19 protein-coding genes are annotated in these 22161 nt (G+C 65.6%); 13 read left to right on the top strand and 6 right to left on the bottom strand.

What is annotated here, in order from left to right:
* Positions 1 to 26 precede the first annotated feature (26 nt).
* Positions 27 to 926: a LysR family transcriptional regulator gene (locus ACVINW_RS29405; protein ID WP_456754501.1), complete on the top strand. Its 900-nt coding sequence runs from the start codon at positions 27 to 29 to the stop codon at positions 924 to 926.
* A gap of 18 nt (positions 927 to 944) precedes the next feature.
* Here ACVINW_RS29405 and ACVINW_RS29400 read toward each other — a convergent pair whose 3' ends face one another.
* Complete coding sequence (locus ACVINW_RS29400) at positions 945 to 1496, bottom strand: flavin reductase family protein (protein ID WP_456754500.1); 552 nt, start codon at positions 1494 to 1496, stop codon at positions 945 to 947.
* Between the two features lie 214 nt (positions 1497 to 1710).
* The gene (locus tag ACVINW_RS29395) at positions 1711 to 3210 is read right to left on the bottom strand and encodes an NAD(P)H-hydrate dehydratase (protein WP_456754499.1); all 1500 of its coding nucleotides are present in this window, start codon (positions 3208 to 3210) and stop codon (positions 1711 to 1713) included.
* A 355-nt stretch (positions 3211 to 3565) separates the two neighbouring features.
* Here ACVINW_RS29395 and ACVINW_RS29390 point away from each other — a divergent pair, with 355 nt between their 5' ends.
* Complete coding sequence (locus tag ACVINW_RS29390) at positions 3566 to 3904, top strand: P-II family nitrogen regulator (protein ID WP_044542445.1); 339 nt, start codon at positions 3566 to 3568, stop codon at positions 3902 to 3904.
* A gap of 150 nt (positions 3905 to 4054) precedes the next feature.
* Positions 4055 to 5464, top strand: coding sequence for a type I glutamate--ammonia ligase (glnA, locus tag ACVINW_RS29385; protein ID WP_456733062.1), 1410 nt, complete (start codon positions 4055 to 4057; stop codon positions 5462 to 5464).
* Positions 5465 to 5622: 158 nt separating this feature from the next.
* On the opposite strand, the gene ACVINW_RS29380 is transcribed toward glnA, so the two are convergent.
* Complete coding sequence (locus ACVINW_RS29380; RefSeq protein WP_456754498.1) at positions 5623 to 6264, bottom strand: TetR/AcrR family transcriptional regulator; 642 nt, start codon at positions 6262 to 6264, stop codon at positions 5623 to 5625.
* A 159-nt stretch (positions 6265 to 6423) separates the two neighbouring features.
* Between ACVINW_RS29380 and ACVINW_RS29375 the strand changes: the two genes are divergently transcribed.
* The 8 genes from ACVINW_RS29375 (at position 6424) to ACVINW_RS29340 (ending at position 15457) form a co-directional block, all read left to right on the top strand.
* Complete coding sequence (locus ACVINW_RS29375; protein ID WP_456754497.1) at positions 6424 to 7791, top strand: aminotransferase class III-fold pyridoxal phosphate-dependent enzyme; 1368 nt, start codon at positions 6424 to 6426, stop codon at positions 7789 to 7791.
* Positions 7792 to 7833: 42 nt separating this feature from the next.
* The gene (locus ACVINW_RS29370) at positions 7834 to 8943 is read left to right on the top strand and encodes a class II histone deacetylase (protein ID WP_456754496.1); all 1110 of its coding nucleotides are present in this window, start codon (positions 7834 to 7836) and stop codon (positions 8941 to 8943) included.
* 140 nt (positions 8944 to 9083) lie between these two features.
* Positions 9084 to 10379 (top strand): ABC transporter substrate-binding protein, encoded by a 1296-nt coding sequence (locus ACVINW_RS29365; RefSeq protein ID WP_456754495.1) that lies wholly within the window; start codon positions 9084 to 9086, stop codon positions 10377 to 10379.
* Complete coding sequence (locus ACVINW_RS29360) at positions 10364 to 11206, top strand: ABC transporter ATP-binding protein (protein WP_456754494.1); 843 nt, start codon at positions 10364 to 10366, stop codon at positions 11204 to 11206. Before ACVINW_RS29365 ends, ACVINW_RS29360 begins: the two co-directional genes overlap by 16 nt.
* Complete coding sequence (locus ACVINW_RS29355) at positions 11199 to 11927, top strand: ABC transporter ATP-binding protein (protein ID WP_456754493.1); 729 nt, start codon at positions 11199 to 11201, stop codon at positions 11925 to 11927. Before ACVINW_RS29360 ends, ACVINW_RS29355 begins: the two co-directional genes overlap by 8 nt.
* A gap of 4 nt (positions 11928 to 11931) precedes the next feature.
* Positions 11932 to 12816, top strand: a complete 885-nt coding sequence (locus ACVINW_RS29350; RefSeq protein ID WP_456754492.1) for a branched-chain amino acid ABC transporter permease — start codon at positions 11932 to 11934, stop codon at positions 12814 to 12816.
* Positions 12817 to 12823: 7 nt separating this feature from the next.
* Positions 12824 to 13861 carry a branched-chain amino acid ABC transporter permease gene (locus tag ACVINW_RS29345; RefSeq protein WP_456754491.1) on the top strand — a complete coding sequence of 346 codons (1038 nt, stop codon included), beginning with the start codon at positions 12824 to 12826 and terminating at the stop codon, positions 13859 to 13861.
* 15 nt (positions 13862 to 13876) lie between these two features.
* The gene (locus ACVINW_RS29340; protein ID WP_456754490.1) at positions 13877 to 15457 is read left to right on the top strand and encodes a GMC family oxidoreductase; all 1581 of its coding nucleotides are present in this window, start codon (positions 13877 to 13879) and stop codon (positions 15455 to 15457) included.
* 79 nt (positions 15458 to 15536) lie between these two features.
* Here the strand turns inward: ACVINW_RS29340 and ACVINW_RS29335 are convergent, their stop codons facing one another.
* Positions 15537 to 15800, bottom strand: coding sequence for a tautomerase family protein (locus ACVINW_RS29335; RefSeq protein ID WP_456754489.1), 264 nt, complete (start codon positions 15798 to 15800; stop codon positions 15537 to 15539).
* Positions 15801 to 15954: 154 nt separating this feature from the next.
* Between ACVINW_RS29335 and ACVINW_RS29330 the strand changes: the two genes are divergently transcribed.
* The gene (locus tag ACVINW_RS29330) at positions 15955 to 16932 is read left to right on the top strand and encodes a GlxA family transcriptional regulator (protein ID WP_456754488.1); all 978 of its coding nucleotides are present in this window, start codon (positions 15955 to 15957) and stop codon (positions 16930 to 16932) included.
* Positions 16933 to 17110: 178 nt separating this feature from the next.
* A complete protein-coding gene (locus tag ACVINW_RS29325) occupies positions 17111 to 18340 on the top strand; it encodes an ABC transporter substrate-binding protein (RefSeq protein WP_456754487.1) in 1230 nt (409 codons plus the stop codon).
* A gap of 63 nt (positions 18341 to 18403) precedes the next feature.
* Here the strand turns inward: ACVINW_RS29325 and ACVINW_RS29320 are convergent, their stop codons facing one another.
* The gene (locus tag ACVINW_RS29320; RefSeq protein ID WP_456754486.1) at positions 18404 to 19471 is read right to left on the bottom strand and encodes an ABC transporter substrate-binding protein; all 1068 of its coding nucleotides are present in this window, start codon (positions 19469 to 19471) and stop codon (positions 18404 to 18406) included.
* 70 nt (positions 19472 to 19541) lie between these two features.
* Complete coding sequence (locus tag ACVINW_RS29315) at positions 19542 to 21845, bottom strand: PAS domain S-box protein (RefSeq protein ID WP_456754485.1); 2304 nt, start codon at positions 21843 to 21845, stop codon at positions 19542 to 19544.
* Positions 21846 to 22161: the final 316 nt, after the last annotated feature.

Raw genomic sequence — 22161 nt, 5'->3', positions numbered from 1 at the left:
GGGATAATCTCTGCGGGGCACAATCGATGTCGCAGATCAATTTCAAGCTGCTGCACATGTTCATTGCGGTTGCCGAGAACAAGAGCTTTCGCCAGGCTTCCGAGCAGCTCAACCGCTCGCAATCCGCGGTCAGCATGCAGATCAAGCTGCTGGAGGACCAGGTCGGCGCCGCGCTGTTTCACCGCACCACGCGGCGCGTCGAACTGACCGCGGAAGGATTGCAGTTGCTCACGCATGCGCGACGCGCGCTCGGCGAATGGGAGAACGGTCTGCGCGAAATCCGCGAGGTGATCGACATCCAGCGCGGCACGCTGTCGCTCGCCTGCGTGCCGACCATCGCCGCGACCGTCCTGCCGCAAGCGCTGCATGCCTTCCAGGCGAGCTATCCCGGCATCAACATCAATCTGCGCGAGCTCGCGGCCGAGGACATGCTGGACTGCCTGCGCCGGCGTGAGGCCGATTTCGGCATCGGACCGGAGATGGACGGCTCGACCGAGTTTCAGTTTGCACCATTGTTCAACGATCCGATCTATGCCCTGGCGACGAGGGCGTTCCCGTTTCGCAAGCGCAGCTCGGTCGATCTCACTGAACTGTCCGCCTACCCGATCCTGCTCAACTCCAAATCGGCGGCGCTGCGCTCGATGCTGGAGCGCGCGCTCGCGGTGCGTAACCTTCAGATGAAGATCAAGTTCGAGGTCGAGCACAGCTATACGCTGGCCGCGCTGGCCGGCGCCGGCCTTGGCGTCGGCATTTTGCCGAAGGTCGCCCTGCCGCGGCCGGTCAGGAAGACGATGCAGGCGCTGCCGATCACGAATCCGACGCTGGAGCGCACGGTCTGCATCGTCTCGCTGCGGGGCCAATCTTTCTCGCCGGCCGCCAGCGCGCTGACGTCAGTGGTTCACAAATTCCTCAAGCCGCGCCCCTGAGCCGTCGGTCGTCAGTCGTCACGCCGGAGCGAGCGCGCGGAATGCGCCGCCGAAATAGATCAGCGGTGTCTCCCCCTCACGCAAATGCATCGCGCGCACCGCGCCGACGAAGATCGAATGCGTGTCGTGCGCATGTTCGTGGATCAGCTCGCAGTCGAGCCCGATCAGCGCTCCTTTAAGGATCGGCGCGCCCGTGGCAAGCGACAGCCAGCCGTCACTTTCCCTGAAGCGACTGTCCCGCTCGATGCCGCGGCGGCCGGCGAACACGTTGGCGAGTTCGGCCTGGTCGGCATGCAGCATGTTGACGCCGAACGCGGCCGTGCGCCGGATCAGGCCATGCGCGCTCGCCGCGCGGTTGACGCAGGCGATCAGCCGCGGCGGCGTGTCGGACAGCGAGCAGACCGACGTCGCGGTCATTCCGGTCCGGTCGCCCGGCCCGCCCGCGGACAGGATCGTCACCGCACCGGCGTGATGGCGCATCGCCGCGCGATAGGACGCCGGGTCGACGCTCCCGTGAAACGGAGCGGCGGTCCGCTCGGTGGTGGAAAGCGGATTGCTCGGTGCGTTCATCGAATTGGTCCATGCGAGGCAACGATCGCGATCGTATAGGCCAGCCGGACCGATCGAAGAAACGCAAATATCTAACCAGTTGTTCAGTTCCCGCGAACAATGCGGGGCAGCGGCTGCCACGCAAGCGACCCGGCGTCCCTGTGCGCCGGCTTCAGCGGTGCTCAAGGCGAACGGCGAAGTAGTGCCGCATTCCGAGAGGCCTTCGCAGGGCCGCCTAATACTCAATCCCGAACTCGTCATAGAGGCGGCGGAACACGGCCGGCAGCACCTCGGTGAGGTCTTCCGCGATCAAGCCGGGCCCCGCCTCGCCGGCCGCCTCGCCGTGCAGCCAGACGCCGATGCTGGCGGCCTCGAAGGCCGCGACGCCCTGCGCCAGGAAGCCTGCGATGATGCCTGATAGCACGTCGCCGGCGCCGGCGGTGGCAAGCCAGGGCGGCGCGTTGGCGGCGATGGTGGCGCGGCCGTCGGGCGAGGCGACCACCGTGTCGGCGCCCTTCAGCAGCACCACCGCGCCGGAGCGCTCGGCCGCGGCGCGCACGCGCTCGAGCTTGGAGCGGCCGGGATGCTTGTTGGAGATGTCGCTGAACAGCCGCGGAAACTCGCCCTCATGCGGCGTCAGCACCACCCCGTGTCCATCGGACGCCTTGATCGCCTCGAACAACCGGTCCGGCGAGCCGGCGAAACTCGTCAGCGCGTCGGCGTCGAGCACCAGATGGCGCTGCGCCGACAGCGCGGTGTGCACGAAGTCGCGGGTGCGCGCGCTGACGCCGGCACCGGGGCCGATCACGCAGGCGTTGAGGCGCTTGTCGTCGAGCAGTTCGGCGAACTGGATCGGGTTGTCGACCGCGCGCACCATCACCGCGGTCAGCGCCGCCGCGTTGACGGCCAGCGCATCGCGCGGCGAAGCCAGCGTCACGAGGCCGGCGCCGGCGCGCAGCGCCGCGCGCGCGGCAAGCCGCGCCGCGCCGGTCGAGGCGAGATCGCCCGACACCACGACGGCATGCCCCCTCGCATATTTGTGGCCGTCGATCCGCGGCACCGGAAACGACCAGCGCCAGGCCTGCGGCACGTTCTCCGCGGTCAGCGGCTTGATCTCGTCGAGCACCTGCGCGTCGATCCCGATGTCGGCGACGCGCACCCGTCCGCAATGGATCCGGCCCGGCAGCAGCAGATGCGCGGGCTTCTTGCGGAAGAAGGTGACGGTCTCGGTCGCCTGCACGGCCGCGCCCATCACGGCACCCGTGGTGCCGTTGATGCCGCTCGGCAGGTCGACCGCCAGCACCGGCGTACCGTTGGCGTTGATGGCCGCGATCATCTCCAGCGGATCGCCCTTGACCGGCCGGTTGAGGCCCGCGCCGAACAACGCGTCGATGATCAGCGCCGGCTTGCCGAGCGCCTGCGGGTTGAACGGCAGCACCGGATATTTCCAGCCCTTGGCCGCCAGCGCCGCGTCGCCCTGCAGGCTGTCGCGCTCGCAGAGCAGGATCACCGAGACCTCGCGGCCGCGCGCGGCAAGCTCGGCGGCGGCGACAAAGCCGTCGCCGCCATTGTTGCCGCGGCCGGCGACCACGACGATCGGCCCCTCCTCGACCAGGTCCATCGCGGCTTCAGCGACGGCCTGGCCGGCGCTCATCATCAGCGCAAAGCCCGGGGTGCCGGCTGCGATGGTCAGCCGGTCGGCGCGCTCCATCTCGGTTGTGGTCAGAACGTCCATGCCGAATCCTCAATCGCTTCGCCTTTTCGAGAGGCAATTCCTGTGACGTTCGCGGGACTTCTCATGACCGAATGCATACGGATTGATCTATTTGCCTATTTGTTAGGCTTGGATATCATGGCCCATGTGGTTCGATATCAACCGATTGCCTGTTAAAAGGCTGATAACGTTCCGAAATCGGGGACCTTAACAACTTGGCATAGACCCTGCTTTTGAGGAAGCCGCGTACAAGGGCCGCATCATGCGACCATTGCGCGTGTTTCCGGCCACAAGCCGGAAGGCTTACGACCAACCTGACTGCGCCCCACGCGCATCGAACTCGACCCTGCAATCTGCAATGCCCGGGAGGCGCTCAGTGAAGAAGATTGAAGCCATCATCAAGCCCTTCAAGCTCGACGAGGTGAAAGAAGCGCTCCAGGAAGTCGGACTGCAAGGCATCACCGTGACCGAGGCCAAGGGATTTGGCCGCCAGAAGGGCCACGCCGAACTCTATCGCGGTGCGGAATACATCGTCGACTTCCTGCCCAAGGTGAAGATCGAGATCGTGATCGGCGACGAGCTGGTCGAGAAGGCGATCGACGCGATCCGTCGCGCGGCCCAGACCGGGCGGATCGGCGACGGCAAGATCTTCGTCTCCAACATCGAGGAAGCCATCCGCATCCGGACCGGCGAATCCGGGCTGGACGCTATTTAAGGGCGGTGCTATCCGGAATTTCTGACGGCAAAAGAGAAAAAAGGCTGCTTCGGCAGCCTGATTTCGTTTGAGCAGTCACACGAACCCGCCAAAAGCGGGAATAACGTCGCTCACCGCTGGAAACCGACCCGCACATCATAAGGGGTATTCATGAAGACCGCCAAAGACGTCCTGAAATCGATCAAGGACAACGACGTCAAGTACGTCGACCTGCGCTTCACCGATCCGCGCGGCAAGTGGCAGCACGTCACCTTCGACGTCAGCATGATCGACGATGACATCTTCGCCGAGGGCACGATGTTCGACGGCTCGTCGATCGCCGGCTGGAAGGCGATCAATGAATCCGACATGTGCCTGATGCCCGACCCCGTTACCGCGACGATCGATCCGTTCTTCGCCGAGACCACCATGGTCATCACCTGCGACGTGCTCGAGCCGACCACCGGCGAACCCTACAACCGCGATCCCCGCGGCATCGCCAAGAAGGCCGAGGCGATGGTGAAGTCGATGGGCGTGGGCGACACCGTGTTCGTCGGCCCCGAGGCCGAGTTCTTCGTGTTCGACGACGTGCGCTACTCGGCCGACCCGTACAACACCGGCTTCCGCCTCGACTCCTCGGAACTGCCGATCAATTCGTCGACCGAATATGAAGGCGGCAACCTCGGCCACCGCATCCGCACCAAGGCCGGCTACTTCCCGGTGCCGCCGCAGGACTCGGTGCAGGACATGCGCTCCGAGATGCTCGGCGCGATGGCCAAGATGGGCGTCAAGGTCGAGAAGCACCATCACGAGGTCGCGTCCGCCCAGCACGAGCTCGGCATGAAGTTCGACACCCTGACGCTGATGGCCGACCAGATGCAGGTCTACAAGTACTGCATCCACCAGGTCGCCCACATCTACGGCAAGACCGCAACCTTCATGCCGAAGCCGGTCTATGGCGACAACGGCTCGGGCATGCACGTCCACCAGTCGATCTGGAAGGAGGGCAAGCCGACCTTCGCCGGCAACAAGTACGCCGACCTGTCGGAGACCTGCCTGCACTACATCGGCGGCATCATCAAGCACGCCAAGGCGATCAACGCCTTCACCAACCCGTCGACCAACTCCTACAAGCGCCTGGTCCCGGGCTATGAGGCGCCGGTGCTGCTCGCCTACTCCGCGCGCAACCGTTCGGCGTCCTGCCGCATTCCCTATACGGCGAACCCGAAGGCCAAGCGCGTCGAGGTGCGCTTCCCCGACCCGATGGCCAACCCCTATCTCGGCTTCGCCGCGATGCTGATGGCCGGCCTCGACGGCATCAAGAACAAGATCGATCCGGGTCCGGCGATGGACAAGGACCTCTACGATCTGCCGAAGGAAGAGCTGAAGCAGATCCCGACCGTCTGCGGCAGCTTGCGCGAAGCGCTCGAGAGCCTCGACAAGGATCGCGCGTTCCTCAAGAACGGCGGCGTGTTCGACGACGACTTCATCGACGCCTATATCGAGCTGAAGATGACCGAGGTCGCCCGTTTCGAAATGACCCCGCACCCGGTCGAGTTCGAGATGTACTACTCGCTGTAAGTCTTGCAGCACGCACGAATGCGAAAGGCGCTTCCGATGGGAGCGCCTTTTGTTTTGAACGGTGCGGATGGGTAGAGCGCAGCGAAACCCATCGACTCTGGTCCGCGGAAAACATGATGGGTTTCGCTTCGCTCTACCCATCCGACGGTTCTGCGCACTTACTTTCGCGCCTTGCGATCATTCGACAGCCGGCTCGCGAATCCCTGGGTCGCCGCGATCAGCGTCTCGATCGCGCGTGACGAGCGCGCCTTGTTCGGCTTCGCCAGCTCCTGCAACAGCAGGCCGTCGATACCGGCCAGCATGAAGCGGGCGACGTCGGCGCATCCCGCCGCATCGAGCTCGCCGGTTCGCACCGCGACGCCTTGCAGGATGTCCTGATAGACCTTGATGTAGGCGTCGTACTGATAGGCCGCTAGCCCGGCCGCATCGTCACGGCGGAGCGCATAGAGCGTGAGTTCATACTGCACGATCTGCAGCTCGAGCGTTCGCGTCAGATAGCGCCAGCCGGCGCGCAGGGATTCGCGGATGCAGCTCGCGATGTCGGCGCTATCGCCGGTTTCCTCGCGCAGCGCCGTGGTGGTCTCGTCGATCAGATGTTCAAGCACCGCGAGCAGCAGCGCGCTCTTGCTCTCGAAATGATAGTGCAGCGTGGCGAGGCGGACGCCGGCGCCGGCCGCGATGTCGCGCGTCGTGGTCGCCGCGACGCCGCCGGTGCCGAGTGCCTGCAAGGCGCCCTCGATGATCTGGCGCCGCGTCCGTTCGCCCTTGGCACCGACCGCCTCACGTCCCGCGATTGCCATCCGTTTCTCCAATGCGCTCAACGATTGTTTATCCCGTGCCGCACAAATTTGCATGTTGCACAAAATTGGTCATTTGACCAGTTTTGTCTCCTGTGTTTATCCTTGCGGCAATGAGCACCGGATGAACCGGGGACAACACTCGTCGAGAGGAACGGGACCATGACCGCAGCCACCGCTCGCAACAACGACACGCTGATCCGTCACGTCGTCTACCCCTTCGCCAATGCCAACTTCCTCGCCGAGAACCCGCCAATCTGCATCGAGGGCGGCGAAGGCGTCTATGTCTCGGACGGCCATGGCGGCCGCTATCTCGACGGACAGGCCGGGCTGTGGAACGTCAATGTCGGGCATGGCCGACCCGAGATCAAACAGGCGATCATCGAGCAGCTCGATCGTCTCAGCTTCTATTCGACCTTCGGCAACACCACCAACAGCCCGTCCGTCGCGCTCGCCGACGAGCTCTGCCGGCTGGCTGCGCCGGAGGGCATGGTGCGCGCATTCTTCTCGTCCGGCGGCTCGGAGGCCAACGAGGCGGCGATCAAGCTCGCCAAGCAATATTGGCGGCTCGCCGGCCAGCCGCTGCGCACCAAGATCATCTCGCTGCGCGGCGCCTATCATGGCGTGACATTGGGAGCGCTGTCCGCCGGCGGCGTCAACGTCTACAAGGAGCAATTCACGCCACTGCTGCCGGGCTTCTTCCAGGTCGAGACGCCGCACGTCTATCGCAACCCGTTCACGTCGGACCCGGAGGCGCTCGGCCGGCTCTGCGCCGAGTTGCTCGAGCGCGAGATCGTCTATCAGGGACCGGACAGCGTCGCCGCCTTCATGGCCGAACCGGTGCAGGGCGCCGGCGGCGTGATCGTGCCGCCGGCGAATTTCTGGCCGCTGCTGCGCGAGGTCTGCGATCGCCACGGCGTGCTGCTGATCGCCGATGAGGTCGTCACTGGGTTCGGCCGCTCGGGGAGCATGTTCGGCAGCCGCGCCTGGGGCGTCAAACCCGACATCATGGTGTTCGCCAAGGGGATCAACAGCGGCTACATCCCGCTCGGTGCCACCTTGATCAACGCGAAGGTCGCAGCCGCCTTTCAGTCCGACGACAAGTCGCAATTCACGCCGCGCGCCTTCATGCACGGCAATACCTATGCCGGCCATCCCCTCGCCTGCGCCGCCGCGATCGCCAATTTGCGCATCGTCGAACAGGAGGAGCTGCCGGCCAATGCCGGCAAGGTCGGCGCCTATCTGCTGGCGCGGTTGAAGGACATCCAGAAGCGTCATCCCAATATGGGCGACGTGCGCGGCAAGGGGCTGATGCTCGGCATCGAGCTGGTCGCCGATCCCGTGACCAAGCGGCCATTCGACCTCGCGGAGAATTTCGGCCAGCGCATCTGGGAGCGCTGCGTCGCCAAGGGCGTCCTGATCCGCAACCTCGCCGATACCTTCATCATCTCCCCGCCGCTGACGTTCACCACCGAACACGCCGACAAGATCGCGGATACGTTCGACGAGGCGATCAGCGCGGTGGAATAGATCGACACGAGGCGGGCGCGACAGGGACAAGGGATCGTTCGCATGGCTACTGGGTTCGTCTGCCATGAACTTTACATGTGGCACAACACCGGCAACTGGGCCCAGGTGTTTCCGCCGGGATTGACGATCCAGCCCGGCACTCATGCCGAGAATCCGGAGACCAAGCGCCGCTTCCGCAACCTGGTCGAGGTCAGCGGCCTGCTCGATCATCTCGTGCAGATCAGGCCGCGCGCGGCGACGGTGGCCGAACTCGCCCGCGTCCATACGTCGGAGCATATCGCCCATATCAAGCGCCTCAGCGACGCCGGCGGCGGCGATGCCAGCCAACTGACGCCGCTCGGCGCCGGCAGCTACGAGATCGCATTGCTTGCAGCGGGCGGTGCCATTGCCGCGGGCGAAGCGGTCGCATCGGGCGCGGTCGAGACCGCCTATGCACTGGTCCGTCCGCCGGGACATCATGCCCGGCCGGAGCTGGGCATGGGGTTCTGCCTGTTCGCCAACGCCAGCATCGCGATCCGGCATTTGCAGGCCACCGGCCAGGTGGCGCGCGTCGCCGTGGTCGACTGGGACGTCCATCACGGCAACGGCACCCAGGCGGTGTTCTACGAAGACCCGAGCGTGCTGACGATCTCGCTGCACCAGGACAACCTGTTCCCGCCCGATTCCGGTGCGCTTGCCGAGAACGGCGACGGCGCAGGCGGCGGCTACAACATCAATGTCCCGCTGCCGCCGGGCTCCGGCATCGGCGCCTATCGCACAGCATTCGAACGCGTCGTGCTGCCCGCGCTCTACCGCTTCGCACCCGACATGATCGTGGTGGCATCGGGCTTCGATGCATCGGGCGTCGATCCGCTCGGCCGCATGATGCTGTCATCTGCGGCGTATCGCGAGATGACGCGCATGCTGCGCGCTGCTGCCAAGACGTTGTGCAACGGCCGCATCCTGATGACGCATGAAGGCGGCTACTCCGAAATGTACGCACCCTATTGCGGGCTCGCGGTGCTCGAGGAGTTGTCAGGCATCAAGACCGATATCGCGGATCCCTGGGAGCCGTTGATGGCCGCATGGGGCGGCAATGAATTGCAACCGCATCAGGCCGCGGTGATCGATGCGGCTGCCGCGCTCGTCAGCCGGCTGCCTGCTGCGCGCTGACGATGGCATTGCTGAATGCGATTGCCGGATGCCATGGCACGGTTCGTGCAGTAATCGCTGCAACAGCCGCGGCCGTGCATCTCCTGCTTTAAAGGGAGGCGTCGGATAGTCCGCGCCGGAGACGAAGGGTACTGACGATCATGCTCGACCGACGTTCACTTCTCGGCGGCGTTGCCGCCGGCGCAGGTTCAATTGCAATGCTGGCGAGCTTGAACAACGGCGCGCGCGCCGCAGGCGGCCCGGTCAAGGTGGGCTCGGCCTTGCCGATGTCAGGTTTTGCCGCCGCTGACGGCATCGAGTTCAAGAACGGCCTCACGCTCGCCGCCGAAGAGATCAACGCCGCCGGCGGCATCCTGGGACGTCCGATCCAGATCGCGATCGAGGACACCAAGGAGATGGGCGCCGATATCGTGACCCAGGCGATGCAACGCCTGATCGATCGCCACTCGGCCAGCGCGATCATCAACGGCTACAATGTCGGCACCAACATGGTGGAGATGGACGTCGCCGCCGACAACGACGTGATCTTCGTGCACTACAACACGCTGATCTCGCACAACACGAAATTCCTCAGCGATCCGCAGCGCTACTACTCCTGCTTCCAGGGTGATCCGCCCGAGTTCTACTACGGCCCCGGCTTCCTGCTGTTCCTGAAATCGCTGATCGACAGCAAGCAGTGGAACCCGCCGAACAAGAAGATCGCGATCATCCCATCGGCGAACGAATATTCGATCGTGATCGCCAACGCGATCCGCGACCGCGTCAAGGAATTCGGCTTCGAGCTCGGTCTTTATGAAACCGTGCCGTTCCCGACCAACCAATGGGGACCGACGCTCGCCAAGCTGCGCCAGGACCCGCCGGCCGCGATCGCGGTGACGCACTTCCTGCCGCAGGATCTGGCGCAGTTCATGACCCAGTTCCTGCCCGAGCCGACCCAAAGCCTGGTCTACATGCAATACGGGCCGTCACTCCCTGCATTCCGCGAGATCGGCAAGGAAGCGGTCAACGGCGTGATCTATTCCACCGTGATCGGCTGCCTGCCCGACGAATTCTCCGCGGCCTACCGCAAGACCTATCGCGAGAAGTTCGGCGCCAATGCCGCCTTCATCACGGGCTCGCAGACCTATGACGGGCTGTGGCACTATGCATTGTCGGCCGCGATCGCCGGCGGCGCCAGCGAGCCCAGCAACAAGGAGCAGACCCGCAAGATCTCGGAAGCGATGAAGCGGCTGATCTATCGCGGCGTCAACGGCATCTACCACGCCGATCCGAAGGGCCAGTCCGCCTTCTGCTATCCGACCCAGATCAAGGATCCGTCGCTCGGAATGGTGCACCAGTTCCTGCAACACCAGGACTACCGCACCGATCCCAAGCTGATCGCGCCCGCGCTCTACGCGACGGACACCATGAAGCTGCCGCCGTGGATCAAGGCGTAAAGGCCGACGCGGTGACCTCCCCTGACCAGACGAACGGCCCGCTGCTCGTCTGCGAGGACGTGACCAAGACCTTCGGGTCGCTCCGTGCGGTGGATGGTCTGTCCTTGAGCGTTCGCCCCGGCGAGGTGGTCGGGCTCGGCGGCCCGAATGGTGCCGGCAAGACGACATTCTTCGACGTCGTCACCGCCGTCACTGACATCACCGAGGGCCGCATCCTGTTTGCGGGGCGCGACATCACCGGCCTTGCCGCACATGAGGTGTGCCGCGCCGGAATCGCTCGCACCTTCCAGCTCAATGCGGCGTTCGACAGCCTTTCGGTGCAGGAGAATATCGAGGTCGCCGCGCATTTCGGCGACACTAACCGCCGCTTCCCGGGCTTTGCGGTCAGCCGGGCCGCCCGGCAACGCGCCGCCGCAGCGCTCGATCTGGTCGGCATCGCCGGCCGCCAGCGCATCGCGCGCGACCTGCCGGTGCTCGACCGCAAGCTTCTGATGATCGCGGGCGCCGTTGCGACCTCCCCGCAACTGCTGCTGCTCGACGAACCGGTCGGCGGCCTCAGCCCGTCGGAGGTCGATCGCATCGCCGACGTCGTCAGGCGGCTGTCGGCATCGGGGATTGCGATCCTGCTGATCGAGCACGTCATGCGCTTCCTGCTCTCGCTGTCGACGCGCGTGGTGATCATGCACCACGGCAAAGCGATCTTCGAAGGCGCGCCCTCGGCGGTCGCCGATGACCAGACCGTGGTCGAGACCTATCTGGGCAAGGCCGCCACCAGCCGGCTCAAGGCCTTCTTCGTCAAGCAGCCGGAGCTCAGTGCCCATGGCTGACCCGTCCAATTCCTCCGGCCTCGTCGTCAACGGGCTCGTGACCGGCTACGACGCGCGCAACGTCCTCACGGGCGTCTCGCTGTCGCTCGATCCGGGCGAGCTCGTCACCGTGGTCGGCCCGAACGGGCACGGCAAATCCACGCTGCTGCGCGCGATCTCCGGCCTGCTCCCGGTGCGCAAGGGATCGATCTCGCTGAATGGCCGCCTGATCTCCGGCCAGCCGGCGCATCGGGTCGCGGCCAGCGGCGTGATCCATGTGCCGCAAGGCGATCTGTTGTTCGCGGGCATGAGCGTTCTCGAGAACCTGCTGATGGGCGCTTATCTCGATTCCGATCAGGCGGCGGTGGCGCGGCGGCTCGATGAGGTCTTCACGCTGCTGCCAAAGCTCGCCGAGCGGCAGAGCCAGATCGCAGCCAGCCTGTCCGGCGGCGAGCGGCGGATGGTCGGCATCGGCCGCGGCTTGATGATGAAGGGCACCGTGATGCTGATCGACGAACCGTCGCTCGGCCTCGCCCCGATCATCATCGAGCAGATCTACGAGGTGATCGGGCGGTTGAAGGCCAGCGGCCGCACCATCCTGCTGGTCGAGGAGAACCCGGCGCGCGTCGCCGACATCGCCGACCGCATTCACCTGCTCGACAACGGTGCTTTCGTCTGGTCGGGCGAACCATCCGTGCTGTTGCAGCGCGACGAGCTGCTCGCAACCTATCTCGGAGGCTGATCGCGTGGAGATCATAGGACCCGTCATCGTCTCCGGGATCACCACCGGCGCGCTGTACGCGCTGGCGACGCTCGGCCTGTCGCTGGTCTGGGGCTCGCTCGGCATGCTCAATATGGCGCACGGAACGCTGTTGACGCTCGGCGGCTACACCGCGTTCACCGCCGCCAGCCAGCTTGGCTTGCCTGTGCCGCTCGCGGTGCTTGCCGCCGCCGCGGTCGGCGGCGTGATCGGCGCGCTGATCTTCATGCTGGTCGCCTATCCGCTGTCGCGCCGCAGCCCGGAGACCTTCGAGACCACCATCATGATCGCGACCTTCGGCGTCGCGCTCACGCTCGAGAATGCGGTGCTGCGGCTCTATGGCGGCCAGCCGCTGGGGCAGCCGCTCTCGGTCGGCGGATCGATCAATCTCGGCGGCTTCGTGCTGCCCTGGCAGAACCTCGTCATCATCGTCAGCGCCATCGCATTGATGGGCGCAACCGCGCTGTTTCTCACCCGTACCAAAGCTGGGCGCGCCATTCGCGCCACCGCGCAGAACCCCGATGCCGCCAAGCTGATGGGCGTGCCGGTGGCACGGGTCTATCTCCAGGTCCTGATCCTGTCCGGCATGCTCGCCGGCGTCTGCGGCGTGCTGGTGTCGTCGATCACCCAGCTCTCGCCCTCGCTCGGCGCCGATCCGATGCTGAAGGCCTTCATCATGTGCGTGGTGGCGGGGCTCGGCAACCTGCCCGGCGCGATCATCACCTCGTTCGGCCTCGCCATCGTCGAGGCGCTGGTCCAGTTCCTGGCCGGCGCGCGCTGGGGTTTTCCGGCGCTGCTGGCGATCGTGATCCTGGTGCTGATCCGCCGGCCCGGCGGGCTGTTCGGCCGGGTCGAAGTGCGGCGTCTGTGAGGCCGATGTGAAACGCAGTGATCTCGCCAACCTCCTGATCGGTCTCGTCGTGCTCGCCGCGGCGGTTGCGTTGCCGTTCTATGTCGACAGCCGCTACGTGATCGGCCAGGTCACGCTCGGCCTGTTTTATGCGATCGTCGCCTCGCAGTGGAACCTGCTGTTCGGCTTCTCCGGCGTGTTCTCGCTGGCGCAGATGGCGCTGTTCGGCTTCGGCGGCTACGCCACCGCGATGCTGTGCTTCTATTTCGGTCTCAACGTCTGGGCTGCGATGCCGCTCGCGGCGATCGCGACCGTGCTGTTCAGCCTGGTGATCGGTGCGGCTTGCCTGCGCCTCAGCGGCGCCTATACCGCGCTGCTGACGCTCGCGGTCGCGCAGGTGATGTATCTGTTGATCGTCACCGACACCGACTGCTTCGTGATGGTCGGCACCCAGTGCCGGCAACTCACCGGCGGCGCGGTCGGCTTCGCGCGCTTCGGCGATCTCGGCACCCGCGCGATGTTCAAGGCCAAGTTCCTGGTCGCGGACTACGCGCTGGTGGTGGCGCTCTTCGCGATCACGATGCTGTTCACTTGGGCCATCATCCGCGGCCCGATCGGGCTTGCCTTCCGCGCGCTGCGCGACAATCCCGGCTGCGCCATGGCCCGCGGCATCAGCCGCTTCCAGATGCAATTGCTGGTGTTCGGCCTGTCGGCGTTCTTCACCGGGCTCGCCGGCGGGCTCTATGCCGCGCATTTCAATGCGATCGGCCCCGGCGTGCTGTCGTTCTCGCAGCTGTTCTTCATCATCGCGATGGTGGTGGTGGGCGGCATCGGCCGTCTCTGGGGGCCGCTGGTCGGCGCCATCGTGCTGGTCGCCGCCGACGAGGCGATGCGCGAGATCGGCGAATTCCGCTCGCTCGGGCTCGGCATCATCATCGCCGCTGTCATGGTGCTGATGCCGAACGGCCTGATCGGCTTGTTTGAGAGCATCTGGGACCGCTTGCGCCGGCTGCGCTCGCGCGGTCCCGCGATGACGGCAGAAATCTCCGGCGACACGCCGGCGTGACCAATGGAGTGACAGATGTACGATACGATCATCGTGGGCGCAGGTTCGGCCGGCTGCGTGCTGGCCAATCGGTTGTCCGCCGATCCTGCCCGCAAGGTGCTGGTGCTGGAGGCGGGCCGCGCCGCGCCGCTGGCGTCCGACATCCCCTCGGACTGGCCGACGATGTTCAACACCGCGGTCGATTGGGGGTTCTACACCGAGCCCCAGGCCGGCTGTCGCGGCCGCCGGGTGTTCTGGCCGCGCGGCAAGATGGTCGGCGGCTCTGGCGCGATGAACGCAATGATCTACATCCGCGGCCTGCCCTCCGATTATGATGGCTGGGAAAAGGCCGGCTGCACCGGCTGGGGCTGGCGCAACGTGCTGCCTGACTTCATCGCCTTCGAGAACAATGGCGATTTCACCGACAGCCCGCTGCACGGCACCAAGGGCCCGCTGTATGTCGCCCATGTTCCGTTCGTCGATCCCCACGAAAAACTCTGGCTGGAAGCGGCCAACGCCGCCGGTCATGCGCACAATCGCGACTTCAACGGCGCGAGCCAGGAAGGCGCCGGCTTCTTCCAGTTCGTGATCAAGCAGGGCGAGCGGTTCGGCACCGGCAAGGCCTATCTGCGTCCCGCATTGGAACGGCCGAATCTGACGGTCAGGACCGGCGTCCGCGTGATCCGCGTGATCGTCGAGAAGGGCCGCGCCACCGGGGTCGACTATCTCGAGAACGGCCAGCTCAAGACCGCACACGCGGCCGGCGATGTCGTGATGTCGTCAGGCGCGATCGGCTCCGCGCAGCAATTGCTGCTGTCGGGCATCGGTCCTGCCGACGAGCTGAAGGCCGTCGGCGTGACGCCGGTGCACGATCTGCCCGGCGTCGGCAAGGATCTGCAGGACCACATCAACATCCCCATCACCTTCTACACCAAAGAGAAGATCGGCGTCGGCGCCTGGACCGACGAGAGCCTGGAGGCCAGCCTGAAGGAATGGCAGGACGGCCGCAGCGGTCCCCGCTCCTCGCCCTGGGTCGCCGCCGGCGCCCATGTCCGCAGCCGCCCCGATGTCGAGCCCGATCTGCAGCTCTACGGCGCCATCAGCCCGCACCGCGACTATGTGCGCTTCCTGTCCTCGAAGCCGGGCATCACCCTGCATTCGACCTTGCAGCGGCCGAACAGCCGCGGCGAATTGACCCTGCGCTCGGCCGATCCGCTGGAAAATCCGGCGATCGACCCGCGCTATTTCTCGTCCGATCCGAGCGGCAGTGACATCGCAACGCTGGTCGAAGGCGTGCGGATCAACCGCCGTATCGCGGCGCAGTCGCCGCTGAAAGAGCTGATCGAGGGCGAGATCACGCCGAGCGTGGAGGCGACCGGCGACGCCGACATCGCCGACTACGTCCGCGGCCATTGCACGACGCTGTACCATGCGTCCTCGACCTGCCGCATGGGCAACGACGGGATGGCAGTGGTCGATCCCACAAGCTTCAAGGTGCACGGCCTCGACGGCCTCCGCGTCGCCGACGCCTCGGTGATCCCGATCATGATCTCGGGCAACATCCAGACGCCCACGATCCTGATCGCCGAACGCGCCGCCGCCGCGATCGCCGCCTGACGTATCTGCGCCGACCTTTCCAATCGTGCGTGCAAAAGGCGCTTCCGGTGGAAGCGCCTTTTGTCGTCGTCGCGGTCGGTTACACCTTCGCTTTCGCAATCCGCCGCCCGCCGGCGTCAAGCGGCCCGAAATTGCCCGCGATCAGGTCCGGCGACGGGATCATGCCGCCGAGCGACCAGCTCGCCGGCTCGCCCTCCTCGATCTTGACCCAGACGTTGCGGCGGAAATCGGGATTACCCTGGCCCTCGATCTCGACCATGAGATCGGTGACGCGCTCGAGCATCGCGCGCTTCTGCGCGACGTCGAAGATGCCGCGGACGGTGGAAATGGTGACGTAAGGCATGGTCTCTCTCCATTGCTGAGGTGGTGACAACGATCGCGAAGATGGACCGCCATGGCCTAATCAGGCAGTGGCCGATCGGACAGAGATCGGGCAATATCTGCCACTGGCCCGCTCGCCCCGATCGGATAGGATGACGGCAACGTCTGGAGGCCCCATGAAACTTGCGATCCTTGCGCTGGAAGGCTGTATGCAATCGGCGGTCGCCGGCATCGCCGACATCCTCACCCTCGCCAACCATGTGATGCAGCTGCGCGGCGGCAACGCGCGCTTCAGCTGGCAGACGCTCTCGCTCGACGGCAAGGCAGTGCGCGCCGGCGGCGGCAAGCTGCTCGCGGTCGATGGCGCCGTCGGCAGCCGCACCGGCTGCGACGCGGTCATCGTGCCGGGCAGCCTCGTCGACCACCTGACCGCCGAGCGCCTGCAATCGCAATATGACCGCGCCGGCGCCTGGCTGCGCCGGCAGCACGCGAGCGGCCGGCTGATCGGCGCCTTCTGCAGCGGCGTGCTGCTGCTCGCCAATGCCGGCCTGCTCGACGGCCGCCGCGCCACCATCACCTGGTGGCTGCAAAGCGAGCTGCGCCGCCGCCATCCCAAGGTCGACCTCGCCAGCGATGCCGTCATCACCCAGGCCGACCGCCTGGTCTGCGCCGCCGGCCCGATGTCATGGGTCGATCTGCTGCTGCGGCTGATCGAGCTGGTCGAAGGCGCGGAGGTCGCAAAGGTCTGCGCCGACTATGCGGTGATCGACACCGCACAGCGCACCCAGGCGATCTTCATGCCGCTCGGCTACATGTTCGGGCAGGACCCGCTACTGATCAAGGCGGACATGCTGGTGCGCCGCACCGGCAGGACGCCGGTCACGGTGCGCAGCCTCGCACATGCGCTGGGCCTGAGCGAGCGCACGCTGAACCGCCGCTTCCGCGAATTGACCCACGAGCCCCCGCAGGCCTTCATCATGCGCCGCCGCGTCGAGCACGCCCGCACGCTCTTGGAGACCACGACCCAACCGATCAAGACGATCGCCCGCGCCACCGGCTACGAGGACGAGAGCAGCTTTCGCAAGGCCTTCCGCAAGCTGACGCTGCTGTCGCCGCAGGCCTATCGCGCCCAGCGCACGATGCGTGCGGCATAGCCACCCGGAAGATTACGGTCAGCAACACTGACAAACTGCGCGACGTGATGCGACGCGGCACGCACGCTTTGACGTTCGGAATCGACAATGATCGGTGCCGGGTGTTCACTCAACGGCAAGGCCCCGAAAGCGGCCGCGATAAAACAGACACGCTCATTTTGCATTTGGGAGAAACGAGATGTCCTTCGTCGCTCGGCGAATGGCGGCGGTTTCGACCGCCATCATTATTCTCGCCGTCTGTTCCGGCAGCGCATTTGCCCAGAAGAAATACGACACCGGCGCAACCGATACCGAAATCAAGATCGGCAACATCATGCCGTACAGCGGGCCGGCATCCGCCTATGGCACCAGCGGCCGGGCTCAGGCGGCCTATTTCCGCAAGATCAATGCCGAAGGCGGCATCAATGGCCGCAAGATCAATTTCATCTCCTATGATGACGGCTACAGCCCGCCGAAAACGGTCGAGCAGGCGCGCAAGCTGGTCGAGGGCGACGAAGTCCTGCTGATCTTCGCCGCGCTCGGCACGGCGCCCAACGGCGCCATTCAGAAATACATGAACACGAAGAAGGTGCCGCAGCTGTTCATTCAGACCGGTGCGACCAAATGGAATGATCCGCAGAACTTTCCGTGGACCATGGGCTGGCAGCCCAGCTATCAGAGCGAGGGCCGGATCTACGCCAAGCACATCTTGAAGGAAAAGCCGAACGGCAGGATCGCCGTGCTCTACCAGAACGACGATTACGGCAAGGACTACCTCAAGGGGCTGAAGGACGGCCTCGGCGACAAGGCGGCATCGATGATCGTTGTCGAGGATGCGTATGAGGTCGCCGAGCCGACCATCGACACGCACATCGTCAAGATGAAATCGCTGAATGCCGATGTGTTCGTCGACATCGCCACGCCGAAATTCGCGGCGCAGGCCATCAAGAAGACGGCCGAGATCGGCTGGAAGCCATTGCACATCCTCAATTTGGTCGCCTCCTCGATCGGCGCCGTGATCCAGCCTGCGGGCTTCGAGAACGCGCAAGGCATCATCTCGGTGGCCTATCTGATGGATCCGCTCGACCCGCAATGGAAGGACGATCCCGGCATGAAGGCCTTCGACGAATATCTCGCTAAGTACTTCCCCGAAGGCAATCGGGCCGACGGCCTGGTGGTGACGGGTTACAATTCCGCTCAGACCCTGGTCCAGGTACTGAAGCAGTGCGGCGACGATCTCACGCGGGCGAACGTGATGAGACAGGCCGCGAACCTCAGGGCTTTCCGCACCAACAACCTGCTGCCGGGAATCACCATCAACACCAGCCCGATCGATTTCGCGCCGATCAAGCAGATGCAGCTCCGACGGCTCAAAGGCGAGCGCTGGGAGTTGTTCGGGCCCATGCTCAGCGCGGAAGTCGGAGGCTAGCCGACCGCAGTCACCGCACCGTTGCCCTGGCATCCGCCGGGACGACGATGCGACGCCTAACGTCTACACCCTGAACAGCTTCGCGTAGCGTGCCTTGATCGCCTCGCTCTGCGCCTGCACCTGGGCCGGATCGGCCTTCAGCATCTTCAATTTGTCGAGCGGCACGTGGCCCGCCTTCTCCTTCACCTTGCCGTGGAACGAGCGGTGCGCGAACTCGTCGGCCAGCATCTGCTGGGTCTCGGCGCTGAAGACGAAGCTCTGGAACAGCCGCGCCGCGTTCGGGTTCGGCGCGTTCTTGAAGATGCCGCTCGGCACGATGATCAGCGGCGCGCCCTCGGCCGGATAGACCACCTCGACCGGCTTGCCCTGGTCCTTGGCCAGCACGAGGTTGTAGTCGTTGCCGTCGGCCATGACCGCGCGCTCGCCGAGCAGGATCTTCTTCGGCGGATCGGCCGCCGACTGCACCTGCATCACCCGCTGCTGCGAAAGCTTCTCCAGATACGGCCAGCCGAGATCGCGCGCCAGCACGAAGGTCGCGGTCATGATCGCGCCGGAGTAGCCCGGGTGACCCTTGACGATCTTGCCGCGCCATTTGGGATCGAGCAAATCGGCGTAGCTCTTCGGCGCCTCCTCGCGCCTGACCTGCTCGGTGTTGTAGCCGATCACCTCGAACCAGGCGCAGGACGTCGCGGACGTGCCGTCCGGATCGATCTGGTCGGCGGGAAAATTCCTGGCGACCTCTTCCGGCAGATAGGCGGCGAGCCAGTCGTTCTTCTTCCAGTCGAGATAATGCGCGGGATCGGTCGAGTTGGCGACGTCGACGGCATGGATGCCGCTGCCCTGCTCCTGCGCGATGCGCTGGAAGATCCGCTCGGCGCCGGAACGTTCGACGCGGATGCTGATCCCGGGATATTTCTGCTCGAAGTCGCGCGCGAGCCGCTCGGCGGTGTTCAATTCCAGCGCGCTGTAGAACGAGATCTTGCCTTCCTTCTTGGCCGCCGCGATCAGGTCCGGCGTCACCGCCTCCGCCGGCGGCGCCGCCGCCCGTAAGGGTTCGGCGAACACCATGCCGGCCGCGGTCGCTGCCGTCACCTTGAGCCAGTCGCGTCTCGACCATTTGCGGTCCTGCATTCCATGCTCCCCAGAATCGGGCCGTTGACCGGCCGCGCCGTTGTTGCAGGAGCATAGCAGCCTGGGCGCGCTACGTCTTGTCAGGCGGATTCTCGCGCAGGAAGCGTTCGAGATCGGGCTGCACGGAGTAAGGCTGCGGAACCGGATCGCCCTGGAAGTCGATCTGAAGATCGAGGCAGCGCCGCAGCATTCGCGCCAGCTCGCTGCGCCGATACGGCTTGGTGAGGAGCGGGATGCCGTGGCCGCTGCGCCCCTGCTGTGCCGGCAGCACGCCGTCGCTGTAGCCCGAGGTGAACAGCACCCGCAGCGCCGGACGCCCGGCCATCAGCGTATCGGCCAATTGCCGGCCGTTCATGCTGCCGGGCATCACGATGTCGGTGAACAAAAGATCGAACGCGGTGCCGGAGCCGACGATCTCGAGCGCGGCGTCCGCGTTGGCCGCCACCAGCACCTTGTAACCGAGGCCTTCGAGCTGCTCGGTGACGTAGGCGCGGATCGTGGGATCGTCCTCGACGCACAGGATGGTCTCGCTGCCGCCCCTGACCGGCTGATCGTCCTCTTCGGCTGCGCGCTGCGCGGCGCCGTCGGCCTTGGGCAGATAGATCCTGAAGATCGCGCCGCGTCCGGGCTCGCTCTTGACCTCGATGCCGCCGCCGCTCTGCTTGACGAAGCCGAACACCATGCTGAGCCCGAGTCCGGTGCCCTGCCCGACCTCCTTGGTGGAGAAGAACGGATCGAAGATCTTCTCCAGATGCGACGGCGAAATCCCGGTGCCGGTGTCGCTCACCTCGATCACGAGATGGTCGCCGGCGCGCTCGACCCCGCGCGCCACGGCGTCGGGAACGCCGAGCTGGACGTTGCGGGTCGCAAAGGTCAGCGTGCCGCCCTCGGGCATGGCATCGCGCGCATTGATGGCGAGATTGACCAGCGCAGCACCGAGCTGGCTGCGGTCGACAAAGGCGAGCCAGGCGCCGCGGCCAAGCTCGGTCCTGATCTCGGTCTGCGAGCCGAGCGTCTGCGATAGCAACCGCACCACCTCGCCGATCAGGTCGTTGACGTCGGTCTCCGCGGGCTGCAGCGGCTGCTTGCGCGCGAATGCCAACAGGCTCGTGGTGAGCTGCGCGCCGCGATCGGCGGCATCGCTGATCAGCTTGGCGATCGCGGCAAGCTGCGGGTTGTCCTTGACGCCGTCGGCAAGGATCTCGACCGTGCCGGTGATCACGGTCAGCATGTTGTTGAAGTCGTGCGCGATGCCGCCGGTCAGCCGCCCGAGCGATTCGGTTCGCTGCGCCTGGATCAGCTGCTCCTCGGCGATCCGGCGCTGGGTGATGTCCCGGACGAAGGCATTGATGACGTAACCGTCGCCGCGCCTGAGCGCATTGAGCGACACCTCGACGAAGAACCGGTGGCCGTCGCGGTGCACGGATTCGGACTCGTACCGCATCCCCATGCCGCCGCCGGCGGTCTCCTGCAGGAATCGGGCGATCCGCTGCCTGTGCGCATCCCGAAGCTCCTCCGGAAACACCAGCTCCACCACCCGGCAGCCGAGCGTCTCGGTCCGCGTCCAGCCGGTCAGTGCCTCGGCCTGCGGACTCCAGTCGAGCACGATGCCGTCCTGGTCGGTCTGGACGAAGGCGTCGAGCGCGGTCCTGATGATGGCCTGTGCCATCTGCTCGCTGTCGACCAGCGCCTGATGCGCCCGCCGTTGCGCGGTCACATCGTGCAGCACGGCCACCGCGCCGCGCAACCTGCCGGCGTCGTCGCGCAGCGGCCTGGCGTTGGCGACGATGCAGACCTCCGGATCCGGCGACAGCGGTCTGACGATCAGCTCGAAATCGTCGACGTCATCGCCGCGCAACGCGCGCGCCACCGGCGTCTCCGAGATCGGCATCACGGTCGTGCCGTCGGGATAATAGTTCTGGAAGCTGCGAACCCCGGTCAGGGTGTCGAAGCCGGGGTCGACTTTGTACAGCCGCCGCGCCGCGGCGTTGGCGATCACGACCACCCCATGCTGCTCGACCACCACCACCGGATCGCGGATGCTCTCGATGGTCTTCTCCAGCAGGTTCTGCCTGCTGCCCAATTGCGCCGACAACTCGGCCAGCGTCGCGGCGAGCCGCGCGGCTTCGGGATTGCCATCAGGGCGGACCGGCGCCGGCTCGCCGCGCGACAGCGTCTCCGCCGCCCGTGTCATCTGGGCGAGCGGCTCGGACGTTGGCCTGGCAATCCCCTCAGCACTCATCAATACCACCGCAACCACGCCACCCGCGAGCAGGATGCCCGACGAGGTGACGGCATGGATGAAGCCCGGCGCGAGCAGCAGCACCACGACCGGAGGCATCAACCCGGCCGCCAGGCGGCCCGACAAACTCATCCCGACCGACTCATCGCGAGCCGCTGCACCGGAAAATGGAAAAGGAAAACAGTGTCAGAAAGGACGTCGGCGCCGGGGCAATATCGGGTGGCTTACCCCTTTGCTTAGCCGAGTCCGGGCTGCCAATCCGCCACTTTCGTGTCCGTATAAGTACGGAGACAAGCCGCAGGCATGGGCCGATGCCGGATGAACCGGTCCCAGTATGGGGCGGATCGGGGTCAATTGAGGCGATCTTCGCGTGATCCCGGCCCTGCTCGGGCGACGGCGGAGACGTTCACCGCCTCGCGGAAGGCCTTGTCAAACGCGACGTGGCGCG

Source organism: Bradyrhizobium sp. USDA 4461 (assembly GCF_054055655.1).
Note: the sequence above shows the minus strand (reverse complement) of the source record. Positions and strands in the feature narration are given on the sequence as shown.